General features: G+C 62.2%; 9 protein-coding genes. 4 read left to right on the top strand and 5 right to left on the bottom strand.

Features of this window, described 5'->3' with window-relative positions; translation table 11 throughout:
* Positions 1–10: 10 nt before the first annotated feature.
* From JHD67_RS05385 to JHD67_RS05375, 3 genes are all read right to left on the bottom strand, one after another.
* Complete coding sequence (locus tag JHD67_RS05385; RefSeq protein ID WP_199098086.1) at positions 11–1,336, bottom strand: thioredoxin family protein; 1,326 nt, start codon at positions 1,334–1,336, stop codon at positions 11–13.
* Between the two features lie 120 nt (positions 1,337–1,456).
* Positions 1,457–4,402 (bottom strand): TonB-dependent receptor, encoded by a 2,946-nt coding sequence (locus JHD67_RS05380; RefSeq protein ID WP_199098201.1) that lies wholly within the window; start codon positions 4,400–4,402, stop codon positions 1,457–1,459.
* A 770-nt stretch (positions 4,403–5,172) separates the two neighbouring features.
* On the bottom strand, positions 5,173–6,399 hold the full coding sequence (locus JHD67_RS05375; RefSeq protein ID WP_199098085.1) for an MFS transporter: 1,227 nt from the start codon (positions 6,397–6,399) through the stop codon (positions 5,173–5,175).
* A gap of 311 nt (positions 6,400–6,710) precedes the next feature.
* Here JHD67_RS05375 and JHD67_RS05370 point away from each other — a divergent pair, with 311 nt between their 5' ends.
* Positions 6,711–7,877, top strand: coding sequence for a M23 family metallopeptidase (locus tag JHD67_RS05370; protein WP_199098083.1), 1,167 nt, complete (start codon positions 6,711–6,713; stop codon positions 7,875–7,877).
* A 1,050-nt stretch (positions 7,878–8,927) separates the two neighbouring features.
* Here JHD67_RS05370 and JHD67_RS05365 read toward each other — a convergent pair.
* A complete protein-coding gene (locus JHD67_RS05365) occupies positions 8,928–9,875 on the bottom strand; it encodes a hypothetical protein (RefSeq protein WP_199098081.1) in 948 nt (315 codons plus the stop codon).
* A 385-nt stretch (positions 9,876–10,260) separates the two neighbouring features.
* Here JHD67_RS05365 and JHD67_RS05360 point away from each other — a divergent pair, with 385 nt between their 5' ends.
* Genes JHD67_RS05360 through JHD67_RS05350 form a run of 3 tightly spaced genes read left to right on the top strand, consistent with a single transcriptional unit; the run spans position 10,261 to position 11,707 of the window.
* Positions 10,261–10,623: a metalloregulator ArsR/SmtB family transcription factor gene (locus JHD67_RS05360; RefSeq protein ID WP_199098079.1), complete on the top strand. Its 363-nt coding sequence runs from the start codon at positions 10,261–10,263 to the stop codon at positions 10,621–10,623.
* A complete protein-coding gene (locus JHD67_RS05355; protein WP_199098077.1) occupies positions 10,620–11,006 on the top strand; it encodes an arsenate reductase ArsC in 387 nt (128 codons plus the stop codon). Before JHD67_RS05360 ends, JHD67_RS05355 begins: the two co-directional genes overlap by 4 nt.
* Positions 11,003–11,707 carry an MIP/aquaporin family protein gene (locus tag JHD67_RS05350; RefSeq protein WP_199098075.1) on the top strand — a complete coding sequence of 235 codons (705 nt, stop codon included), beginning with the start codon at positions 11,003–11,005 and terminating at the stop codon, positions 11,705–11,707. Before JHD67_RS05355 ends, JHD67_RS05350 begins: the two co-directional genes overlap by 4 nt.
* A 138-nt stretch (positions 11,708–11,845) precedes the next feature.
* Here JHD67_RS05350 and icmH read toward each other — a convergent pair.
* The coding region (gene icmH, locus JHD67_RS05345) for a type IVB secretion system protein IcmH/DotU (RefSeq protein ID WP_199098073.1) at positions 11,846–12,274 on the bottom strand (429 nt) is incomplete at its 5' end.

Genomic DNA, 12,274 nt, shown 5'->3' with positions numbered 1-12,274 from the left:
GCCTTATCGCTCAGGATTTCAACTCGGCACTCAAAGCGGCGGCTTGTTTGGGAAACCACGGGCCGTTGGCGTCGAGCACATCGGTGACCAATTGCTTGGCATCGGCGGTGCGATGCAAGGCCTTGAGCGCGCGCACTTGTTGCAACGCCACCGACAGGCGATTGGCGCCATAGGCCTTGTCCGCCGCCTTACTAAGGTACGGCAACGCATCGGCGGCCTTGCCGGCTTCCACCAGGCTGCGGCCGTAGCGGTAGGCGTAGACATAGTCGTTGGGATAGGCCGCGATCAACTTACGCTGATAGGCATCCAGCTCGTCCTTGCGTCCGGCGCGTATCAGGTAGACGCGCAGGTTGTCCGCCAGGTTGCGGTCGGAGGCGAGGTTGTTGCCAAGGCGCTGGTGCGTGAGCTGGATGGCGCGATCGAGCACCGCGTTCTCGGCCGCGGTATCGCCCAATGCCCTGGCCAGGTCGGCGCTGGCGATCACGGCGCTGCGTTGGTCGGCGCACGCGGGGTTAGCCACCAGTACCTGGCTGTCCACGTAGGTAGTGAGCGCTGCACGTTGCGGAGCGAGCAACGCCTTGCGCTCGGCGCTAGGCAACTTCTCGCTGGCTTCAAGCAGACTATCCACCACATACGGACGCAGGCAGCCGATGTCCTGCGCCAATACCTTCTGCGCGGTGCGCACCACGGCCGGGTTGTCGTTGGCGGCCTGCGCCTTGGCGAGCGCCAGTTGATCCAGCGCCAATGCCACACGGGCATGGGTGCGCGCGGTTTGTTGCGTATTGGCCGGCAACGTAGCGAACCAGCTCAGGCCTGCCTCGCCATCGTTGCGCGCCTGGTAGGCCTCCAGGGCGTTGGCGATGTCATCCAGCGAGCCTTTCTGTGCGCGACGCTCGAATGCTTCCAGCGTGTCGCCGTGCGCGAGAATGGCGTTGATGCGGGGATAGAACTTGTCGCGCGGCTGCTCCGCGGCGATGCGACCCAGCTCGTTGCCGTTGGCGTCCAGTACGACGTAACTGGGCAGGAAGGATGCGTTGAGCTTCTTCATCCAGGTCTGTGCTTCGGGCGAATCGGCGTCCGCTTCCACCACGATGGCCTTGCGCTTCACCGACTCCCATTCGGGCCCGGTCAATACGTGGCTGGCCATGTAGTAGCACGAGTAGCACCACCCCGCCTGGAAATCGACCAGCACGGGGCGGTGTTGTTGGGCGGATGCCTTCAGTGCATCGGCAATGGTGGTGGGTTCGTGCTCATCGGCGGCATGGGCGAGCACGGGCGACAGCAGCGCCAGGGAAAGCGCGAGAGCAAGGCGGCGGGTCGGGGCCGGGATATGCATGGTGATGGTGCCTTTGCCATGGAGCCGATGTGGCACGGCTCACGTGAGAGAGCGGAGGGATGGCCACGCGTGCCATCCCTCCGTGGACAAGCGGCGAGGGGTCCGCCGGTCCTGTAGACGTCAGTAATCGTAGGTCGCACTCAGTCGGATGTAGCGCGGTTGCTGGCGTACCACCGCCGATCCATACAGCGGGTCAGGCGTACCCGGGGAAATCTGGTAGAACGGGTACGCATTGAGAATGGCCTGGGAGTTGAACAGATTGAACACGTTCAACGACAGGCCCAGCTTGTGATCCGCAAAGGCCGGGCGATAGGTGGCGCCCACGTCCACCTGCTTGTTCCACGGCAGGCGGTGCGTGCCCGGGGGCGACGGCTGGCCGCCGCACCAGTGGTAGTAACTGCCGTAGCCATCCGGGTCGGTCTGGCCCGGGCCGTAGTAGCCCAGGCAGTTGCGCGGGTTGCCCGAAACCAGTGACACATTGCCACTGACCAGCCACTCGGGCGTGAACTGGTAATAGCCAAACAACTTGATCTGGTGCGTGTGGTCGTTGCTCTGTGCGCCATTGCTGTAGGACATCAGCGCGGGGAAATCCCAGTCGATGCTGGTGGATGCCGCCGTCTGGCGAATATCCGAGCGCAGCTGGCCTTCCGTATCGCCGTAGCTGCGCGAGAATACGTAATCGATCTTGCCGTACCAATGGCCATCGAACGGATGCTCCAGGAAGGTCTCCAGCGCATAGTACTTGCGCTTGAGCGGCGGGAAGCCCATCTCGTTGTTGGTCAGCGTGACGCTGCGATAGGCGCCGCTGGTATCCACCACGGTAAAGGTATTGGCGCGGCCCGGGTTGATCAGGTAGCAGCTATTGGTGGCGCTGACGTTGTAACCCAGCGCGGCGGCCTTGTTCTCGATAGCCGGCACATCGCAATAATCATCGATGCCGTTGCGCAGGATGCGCTGCGTGAGCTTGGCGCCGTAAACCCACTGGTCGTCGATGGACTTGGTGAAGCCCAGGATGAACTCGTCCTGATATTCCGGTTTGATGTTCTGCGCCGTCACCGTCTTGGGATCAGGCAGTACGCCGTAGGTGTTGTTCGGCGATACCGGTTGGGAGAACGCCGTGAGGCCGGTGGGCGTGCCATCGGCCGCGATGCCGGTATAGGTGAAGTACTGCTGGGTCGCCACATAGGCGCCGGCCGCATTCAAGGCCGGATTGAGGGGCAGGCCCAGGTAGTAGCGGCCTGCATTGCCGTACACCTTGAAGCTGGCATCGCCATTCACGTCCCAGCTGAAGCCCAGGCGCGGCGCCCACTGCGCGCTGCGTTGACGGATATAGGCCTGACCATCGGCGTTATAGTCGGTGAACTGATCGTTGCGCAGACCCAGCGACAGCAGCCAGCGGTCGCTGACCTGCCACTTGTCTTCGATGTACTGCGCGCGCTGCGCCGAACGCACGCTGGCGATCGAGCTGTTGACGTACTGGATCGCGTAATACCCCGAGCCACCGCCCGGATAATTGGCCGGCGCACCCACGCCCAGGTTGGGGATGAGCGCCACGTTGGGAGTGGTGGTGTATTCGTAATCCCAGTAGTAACCCGGGCCGGATGTCTGGCTGCCCTGATCGATGGCGCGCGAGTTCTGGTTGTCGATACCCGCCGACAGCGTGTGCGACCCCAACTGGTAGCTGAGATCCAGGCGCAGGTTGTTCGTGGTGTTCTTGCGGTTGGGGTTGTACAGCGAGGAGGTGACCTGACTGTTGCCCACCGGGTTGCCGCCGTTCAGTGCCGGGTTCTGGTTCGGCACATCGGCCAGGTAGGTCAGGCTGCCGTCGTAGTTGCCCGGCACGTCGTAGTTCACCGTGTTCATCTTGCCGTAGGTGGCGGTGAACGTGAGGCTATCGGTTACGTAGCTGGTGAACTTGGCCGTGTACAGATCGCCGCCGGTCTTGGTGCGGTCGTTCTGGTTGATGAAGCTGCCCTGCGACAGGTTGGTGTAGTCGTAGTTATAGATATTGCCGGAGGTCTCGCGCTTGTTGGAGGCGCCGGTGACTTCCAGGATGTTGCTGTCGGTAATGTTCCAGTCGAGCTTGGCGTACCACTTGGGCAAGGAGTAGTGGTAGTTCACATAGGGCTTGGCGTTGGACACCTCATTCACGGTGTTGCCATCCTGGCGCTGGGCTTCCGCCGCCAGGAACACGAACAGTTTGTCCTTCACCAGCGGGCCGCCCACGTAGGCGTCATACGTGGTGGACCACTGGCGGTTCCTGCTGTTGGGGTCGTATAGGTTGCCGGCGATGGGCGAGGCGGGCAGGCCGTTGGTGTAGTAGGTATTGGTGGCATCGGCGCGCGCGAACTCCGGTTCCCACAATACCTGGCCGCCAAAGTGCCATTCATTGGTGCCGCGTTTGCCGACCATGTTGATTACGCCGCCATCCGAGCGACCGTACTGCGCGCTATAGCCTCCGGTGTAGATCTCCTGTTGCTCGATGGCGCCGTAGGGCAGGGTGAGGCCGCCCAGCCCGCGCTGCGGTTCGGTGGTGTTGAAACCGTTGATGTAATACGCGTTCTCGCTCGCCGCCGAACCTCCGAAACTCACCAGCGACTGGCCGGTGGGGCTGGTGTAGCCGCCGCTGTTGTTGGCTACGCCCGGGGCCAGCTGGGCGATGGCTTCGGCCGAACGGGCCAGCGGCAGGCGCGCCAGTTCCTGCGCGGTGATGACGGTGCGCGAGTCCACCGTGGTGACATCGATGGGCGGTGTCGTGTTGGCCGATACGTTCACCGCGCCGAGGCTCCTGGCGGCCTCGAACGACACCTCGGTACCGGCGCCCACGCGCAGCGTGATGTCATTGCGGCTATCGACCACATCGCCGCCGCGCAGCAGCGACACCGTATAGGTACCCAGAGGTAACTCGGACGCGTTGTAACGGCCACGGCCATCCACCGATACGGTGCGACTGAGGCCGGTGGTGCTCTTGATCAGCACGCTATCGCCGCTGTTGGCAGCGACCTGGCCGAAGATGCTGCCGGTGGTGGACTGGGCAAACGCCGGCAAGCTGCCCAGGGCCAGCATGGTGGCCAGGGCGAGGGTGCTGGCGCGTAGGTAGGACGCAGTAGGACGATTCAAGTGGTGATCTCTCTGATAAGTCGCAACGCAAGGTGTCGCCCGGCGCATCCATGCGCGTCACGCGAGTCAGGAGGGTCTCGCGCTGGCGACGATCTGGTAATGGGAGGAAACCCCTCCGCCGGGATCGGGGACGCCCGGCGGCTCGCAGGCTTGCCGTACGTCGTAGCGTCGGCGGCGAGCACGGCGCCTATGGAAGCGCGGCTTTAGAACGATTTAAAGGCTTTGGCAGATGAGCATTTATCATCTGCATACAACGCGGGGTTATAAGCCTTGTGCCATAAGGCATGGCGCGGTATGGACGTCCAAACGACGTTCGCCTCGACGATCGGAACTTTACTCGCCGATGTTGGCGGTGACGTTGCCAGCGTTTCCCGTGGCGAACTCCAGGGGCTTGCTGTCGTCACACGAGAACAATGCAGCCACCCGTGACAATCACTGATGTCGTTGCCGGGTGCGCTGGCCCACCGCTATCGCGGATGCCGATAGATCTGCGCCCTCGAGGACTATCGACGCAGGGGCGGGGCCGGTGCGGCAGGCTTCTCTGAGCCCGCGATCGCTTCAACGCGCCAGCGGCCATGTCGGGGCTCGCCATACGCGCTGGATACCACGCGGCGGCCATGGGACGAGGCCACGGCGCCGCTAGGGAAACGCATGCTCACGCCACGGGCGCTGCGAGGGAGTGCGCCGGATACCGGTTGCGGATGCCGCGCAGGGGCTCAGCAAGCTTCGGCCGTCGCCATGGTCGTGCCGCGCCGGTCCATTGCCATCGACACCAGCCATAGCAGTAGTCCGCCCAGCGCAAGGCCGCTGCCCACCCAGCCGGGCGACGTCCAGCCATAGCCCCGCGCGATGGCGAGGCCGCCAAGGAAGGGGCCTAATGCGTTGGCGGCATTGAATGCCGAGTGATTGAGGGAGGCGGCGAGGCTTTGTGCGTCGCCGGCCACATCCATCAGCCGTGTCTGCAACACCGTACCCAGGGCGCCGCCGATGCCAATCAGGAAAACCGTGGCACTGAGCGTCCACACATTGCCCGCGGTGAACGGAAAGACGGCGAGTGTCACCATGCTCCATAGCAGCAAGCCACCGGCCGTGCGCATGAGCGCGCGATCGGCGAACACCGGCACGATCATGTTACCCAGCGTCATGCCGACACCGAATACGCCCATCACCCACGGCAACGCATCCAGCGACAGGTGGGTCACTCGCAACATGACGTCGGCAAGATAGGTGTACACCGCAAACATGCCGCCGAAGCCAATGGCGCCCATGCCCAGCGTGAGCCATACCTGCGAGCGCTTCAACGCTCCAAGCTCTCGCAGCGGGCTCGCCTGCGGGTCCGCTGGGGTATTGGGCGCAAAGGCGAACACCGCGCTCATGGTCACCACCCCAAGCATGGCGACCAACGCGAAACTCCAGCGCCAACCCACCGCCTGGCCCAGCCAGCTCGCCAGTGGCACGCCGACAACGGTGGCGCAGGTGAGCCCGAGGAACATCTGGCCCACCGCGCGTGCGCGTCGGTTAGGGGGCACCAGCGAACTGGCGACCAAGGCGCCCACACCAAAGTAAGCGCCATGCGGCAACCCGCTCAAAAAGCGGAACAGCAGCATCCAGTGATAGCTCGGCGACAAACCGGTGAGCCCGTTGAATACGGTAAACATCGCCATCAGCATCAGCAGCAACCGGCGCCGTGGCAGGCGCGCGCCCAGTACGGTGATTACCGGTGCGCCCACCACCACGCCCAGCGCATAGGCGCTGATGGCGTGACCTGCGGTGGGTGCGTCGATACCCAGCCCCTGGGCAAACAAGGGCAGCATGCTCATCGTCGCGAACTCGGTCGTGCCAATGGCAAAGCCGCCCACGGCAAGCGCAAGGATCACCAGCCCGACATGCGGAGCGCGGACGGGAGCATTTCCCGTATCGAATGCGGGGATGGCGGCAGGCATGGGGACTCGCGACGTGGATCGATGGGGATGCTGCAAAGCAGCATCGCACAGCATAACGCCACCCACGTGGGGTTTCCAGACCGCCGAGGGACAGGCCTGCGATAGCGCCTGCTATCTCCGCAAGCTCCATCGATCGATGCAATGCACCGGCGACCACGCAAACCGCTGGCATGTTGCATGGCCCGATGGCGCATTCGCCAGCCCCACTTGGGGATAGGCACGCATAGCCCTGTATGCTCGGTGCGACGGGGCGAGCGCGCGTGAATCGGCGGCATCGCATACATAACCTACGTGCAAGGGAGTGTGGTCGAATGATGCGTCACGCAGGCCTGGTGATTCTTGTTGCGCTGTCGTGCTGGTGGCCCATCGCGCGTGCGCAGGACGCACTGGCGCCGGTGGAGGCCCGCGTACCGTTCGCACCCAGCCCCTTCGTGGGTAGCGATGGTTTGACGCATCTGGCGTATGAGCTGCATGTCACCAACTACTACGGTGACAGCGGACCGCTGAAGCCCTTGAGCCTGAGTGTGTTTGCGGACGACGCGAAAACGCCGCTTCTGGTCATGGACGCGAAGGCACTCTCGCAAATGGCCAAGCCGACCGGCACCGAGCAAAAGCCGGTGTCGATTCCTCCCGGCAAGCGGACCGTCTTCCTCGTGTGGATTACCTTGCCTGAGGGATCGAAGCCACCGCACGTGCTGCGCCATCGCATGCCCCTGGAGACATCCAAGCGGACGGTGACCATGCTTGATGGCGCTCCGGTGCAGGTGAGCGATGCGCGCGTCCTGGTCATCGGCGCCCCCTTGCGTGGGGGCCGCTGGCTGGCACACGAAGGACCGGGAGCCGCGCAGTCCCATCACTGGGGCAGTCTGGTGGCAGTGAACGGGCAACTCACCATCCCGCAACGCTATGCCTTGGACCTCGTTGGCCTCGATGCCGCCGGTCACGTAATGCGAGCGGGTGTGAAGGATATCCAGAAATCTGTTTACGCTGATTGGATCGGCTACGGTACGGATGTTCTCGCCGTGGCGGATGGCGTCGTACGCAGCGCGCGGGACGGAGAGCAAGAGCATCCCCCGCTGAGCCCCCAGCCTGAGCCGGCATCACTGACCACGAATGGGCTGTTCGGCAACTACGTCGTGCTGGAGGTCTCGCCCGGTGTGTTCGCCAGTTATGCCCACTTGCAACGCGGAAGCCTCAAGGTAAAGCCGGGTGACCATGTGCATCGCGGCGATACATTGGCCAAGCTGGGCCAGTCGGGAAACTCCGCGGCGCCGCATCTGCATTTTCAGCTATCCAACGCGACGACGTTCGAAGGTTCGGAGGGTGTCCCTTACGTATTCGATCGCTTCGTTTTTCTGGGGGCGGAGTCCGAAGCTCAGTTGTTTGGGCAAGGTGAGCCGTGGAAGGCGACCACGGCCGATCCACGCCGGGCGCAAATGCCGCTCAACGATGTAGTGATCCAATTTCCGGAGCCGTAAGTACGCCGCGCGCGTTCCCAACAGCCTCCTACCCTGTTGACCAAGGACGACGATCGAAAGTGGTCGCTTGAGGCCGACCGCTTGAAGTGACCCGTGGGCGGTGTGGAAGTTCGACGTCCAGGCCGGATGCAAAACACCAGCGAATTGCACAGTGAAACCAAGCAAACTGCACACGAGCGCCAGCTTGCACACTTGACGCTGGCCTCAGCCCACATGCGGGTCAGGCGACAGGGCCTTGCAGCGAACGGGCTGCGTTTCATCATTTCCGACATTGGGCAATGCTCTGGTGCATCAGAGCCAAACCCCGACCCCGGGCGCAGCAGAGTCGTTACAGCGTGGCGTCCGACCTTGAGCTTTTCCGCTCGCGGGAGATCTACTTCACCATGCCGGGCAATGGCTGCCCTTCTTCTGTGAACAGCCCGCAAGCGTCGAACATGGCGCGCACAACGCGTTTCGCCCATGGATGGGATGCGGGCCACCGTTAGTCGTCCGGTTGCCGGGTAGTCGAAGGATAGCCCGATGGCACGATTCCATCTGCGGCCGGCTTCCACCCAATGTAGCGACCGCACGACGGATAGGCTGCGCTGCCATCGTCGTGTTGGACGTAGGGCAAATAGCGACGCGAACCACCGGGCTGTTGGTCGATGCAGAAGACACCAAGATGCAGACGATCGGTCCAATGGAGAGAGCTGTTGGTACGTACAATACTAAAAGCGTAAGTTTCCCCAACTTCAAGTGGCTGGTCTGCGCCCACCTGCTTGTAGCCCGGTAACGTTTGCCGATACGTCACACACTCCCCCGCCTTCAACACAATGGGCTTTGCGTGGTCTTGCAGCACAATGGCCCATTCCTTGGACGGCCAGTCTCCTTCCAGCGTTCCTACTCCCACGCCCTGCATTTCCACCGGAGCTTCCCCTGATGGCAAGCATGCTGCGGGCAGTCCCTTCACGTCTTTAATGATGAGCGTTGGTAGCCCTATCGGCGCATCTTGCGCAAGAGCCACGCCCGATGCACACAGCGTCACGATGAGGGGCAAAGAAGCACTGAGTCTCATCGGCTTTTATGGGGTAGATGTTCAGGGTCTCTTGGATTCTCGAAGGGCAACATGACGCGGCGTAGCCAAACGGGGTGCATCCCCGGGTTATAAGCGCCATGCGGATGACCATATATGCAGATCATGTAGTAATCGGACATCAAGTTTCCCTGTTGCTCCATGTTGAAATCACATAATTGGCTGGTTGGCGTTAGCGTGTAGGCGTATGCGGAGTCCCCACGAATGGTTACCGTTAGCCCCTTTCTTTTCACCGGATAGCCCATTTGCCACTGCCACACATGCACCATTTCGTGCATGAATAGTCTCTTATCTGCATCATCCCCTTGTGAGTAGTCATCCCGATAGATCGGATGCGGCATATACATGCTTCCGTTTGGCGTCATGGCGGTATCTTGCTTCTGGAAGCCAAGGAGCACGCCATAGCCATGATGATTAATACGGATGCTTTTATAGTCCACGCCGTCACCAAATACGGTTCGTGCCATGGCTTCTTCGCCGGCCGTCAAGCCACGATCAGATCCTTGTGGCACCGGGACAGGCGTTATCGGCAACGTCGTCGTGGCTCGCACTGTAGTGGCAAAGGGGATACCCCCACCAATATAGACACGTTCGCTATCCACTGCCCCCATTGGAACACCACAACATGCAGGACCGCTTGCCTGCGAAGTCAAGGTAAGCCGGAGAACGCGCTGCGGTCCTGTCGTGCAGAAGAGTTCTGTCAGCCCATCCGCGTCTGTCGTTCCACACAAGCGCGAACCGTCATCCAGCAACGCTGCATAATTGACGTTTACGACCGCGCTGCCGTCCGCCTCGCAAACTAGGCGAAGTTTTGCGTAATAGAGATTCGGATCGTAAAGCGACGGTGGTGGCTTAGGCCGCGCCGCTTCCTCCGCAAGCGCCTTCTTTCGACGGCATGGGACGCAATTGGTGTTGCCGCATGTCATTGCGCTGCGTTCCTGATGAAATGCCGACGATCACATCGGCACATGCGGGAGGGCAACGAGATAAATCCTGGATCTTCGTGCGATTCTTGATCTGCTGATTTGCAGCAGCCTCAAGCTGACCCTGAGCCGCGGGTTTAAGGTGCCGCATTTCCAAGATCGCCTAGTTCCCAGTGATACTGTCGGCGTTACCCGGGCAGACTGGTGCTCGCGGGCAGTGGGTTTTGCGCGCATGAGCACCCCACTGGCGTTGGCGTGCAGTTGATTGGCGTTTAGCACCGAGGTCATGGGTGCGATTGGACGCCGATAAGGCCGTCGGTCCGAGCCGGTGCTACCCGTTGTCGCGACGGCGCTTGACGTCAGGAAGTATTTCGATAAATCTAGAAATATGAAATCCATCGATGCGCTGGCCTGCTTGAACGCGCTGGCCCAGGAACATCGCTTGAACCTCTATCGCCTGTTGGTGCAGGCGGGCGACGAGGGCATGGCGGTAGGGGAGTTGGCAGACGCCACCGGCTTGCCGGGGGCGACGCTTACCAATCATCTGCACATTCTTCGGCGGGCGGGCATGGTGAGTGATGAACGCCAGGGCAGGGTTATTCAATGCCGGGCGAACTATGAGCAGATGAACGCGTTGCTCGGTTTCCTCACGGAGAACTGTTGTGCGGGCACGTCCGCGGCAGTGGCGTGCGCTCCGGTCAGCGCATGCGTTTCTCCCAGGAGAAAATCCCGCAAGGCGCCATCGCCATGAAGCGCGTGCTGTTTGTCTGTGTCGAGAACGCCAACCGAAGCCAGATGGCGGAAGCCTTTGCGCACCTATACGGCGGCAAGGCCGTGGAAGCGTTCAGCGCCGGCTCGCGGCCATCGGGGACGATCAATCCGAAGGCGATAAGGTTCATGGCGGAAGTCGGCTATGACCTTGCACGACATACGTCCAAGTCGCTCGATGCGATGCATGGCGAGTTCGATGCGGTCGTTACCATGGGCTGCGGCGATGCATGCCCGTGCGTGCCCGCGAAACGTCGCGAAGATTGGGCGTTGCCCGATCCCAAGCACATGGACGACGACCACTATCGCGCCGTCCGCGATGACATTGCCGCTCGCGTTCGCGACCTGTTGAGCAGGCTCGCGTGAGCTTGTGGCGCAAGCTAACGGCAGAGTTCCTCGGTACCGCTCTGTTGCTTACCGCCGTGGTCGGCTCCGGCATCATGGGAGCGTCGCTCGCCGCAGGCAACAACGCCATCATCCTGCTCGCCAATGCGTCGGCTACAGCCGCGGTGCTCTACGTTCTCATCGTGCTGCTGGGGCCGCTATCGGGGGCGCACTTCAACCCCGTCGTGACGCTGGCGATATATCTGCGGCGAGAAATGACCTTGATGGAAGCGCTGGCCTATATGGTCGTGCAGTGCGTGGGGGCCATCGCCGGGGTCATGCTTGCCCACGTCATGTTCGGCGTATCGCCGGTCCAATGGGGTACGCATGGGAGGACGGGCGTTCCCCTCTGGATCAGCGAAGGGGTGGCCACTTTCGGCCTGCTGCTTACGATCCTGCTGGGGCGTGTCCATCGCCCGCATGCGATCCCGGCCTTGGTGGCTGCTTACATCTTTTCCGCGTACTGGTTCACCGCAAGCACGTCGTTCGCCAATCCCGCGGTGACCTTGGCGCGCTCCCTGACCCAGACCTTCGCCGGCATCCATCCCCACCATGTGCTCGCCTTCGTTCTGGCGCAAATCGCTGGCGGCCTGGCGGGGTGCGCCGTGGCCCATGCACTTGCGGGCCGTGGCAAGACCGCCGGATCAAGCCCGGCGCGCGCTGCGATCAACGTTTCGCCATAAGGTATCAATGCGGGCGGGGACGACTCGCCGAACGGCGAGCCGCCCTGATATCCGCGCGGCGCAACCGTGAGCCCCCTCGAGAGCCCACGGCCCGGTGTCTACATGCGCAATCGCGCGGCACATGCGGGATTAGCGCGGTCAGCGCTTGAGAATCGTGTCCAGCGAGCGAAGGACTTCGTCGGTGGTGTTGTGCAGGTTGGACGCGTAGAGAACGTACACCACGGATAGCGTGAGCAGGGCGGCTGCCCAAGGAGTCCACCATGGCCATTGGCGGCCAATGCTGTAGCGCCGTGACGCGATGTTGGCGTGTGCATCGGTCAATTGCTCCGGCGTTTCCCCACGCATCTCCCGAAGCATGCCATGCAGCTTGGTGATGAGCGCTTGAATGGATTCGTTCTGGCCGTGTTGCATGCCGTACTTGCCCTTGAAGCCAAGGCAAAGGCATACGTACTTGAACTCCAGCACGTCGCGATACTTCTTTGGGTCCATCATCATGCGTGACAGCACGGTAAAGAACTTCTCGCCGCCCCAGGTCTCGTTGTGATGCACGCTGAGCAACGACCGCGC

This window comes from Dyella sp. ASV21 (assembly GCF_016428975.1).
Classification (GTDB): Bacteria; Pseudomonadota; Gammaproteobacteria; order Xanthomonadales; family Rhodanobacteraceae; genus Dyella.
Note: the sequence above shows the minus strand (reverse complement) of the source record. Positions and strands in the feature narration are given on the sequence as shown.

Excerpts from the sequence above, each read along its gene's own strand:
- JHD67_RS05385 (WP_199098086.1), bottom strand. The coding sequence starts at position 1,336 with ATGCATATCCCGGCCCCGACCCGCCGCCTTGCTCTCGCGCTTTCCCTG.
- JHD67_RS05380 (WP_199098201.1), bottom strand. The coding sequence starts at position 4,402 with ATGCTGGCCCTGGGCAGCTTGCCGGCGTTTGCCCAGTCCACCACCGGC.
- JHD67_RS05375 (WP_199098085.1), bottom strand. The coding sequence starts at position 6,399 with ATGCCTGCCGCCATCCCCGCATTCGATACGGGAAATGCTCCCGTCCGC.
- JHD67_RS05370 (WP_199098083.1), top strand. The coding sequence starts at position 6,711 with ATGATGCGTCACGCAGGCCTGGTGATTCTTGTTGCGCTGTCGTGCTGG.
- JHD67_RS05365 (WP_199098081.1), bottom strand. The coding sequence starts at position 9,875 with ATGACATGCGGCAACACCAATTGCGTCCCATGCCGTCGAAAGAAGGCG.
- JHD67_RS05360 (WP_199098079.1), top strand. The coding sequence starts at position 10,261 with ATGAAATCCATCGATGCGCTGGCCTGCTTGAACGCGCTGGCCCAGGAA.
- JHD67_RS05355 (WP_199098077.1), top strand. The coding sequence starts at position 10,620 with ATGAAGCGCGTGCTGTTTGTCTGTGTCGAGAACGCCAACCGAAGCCAG.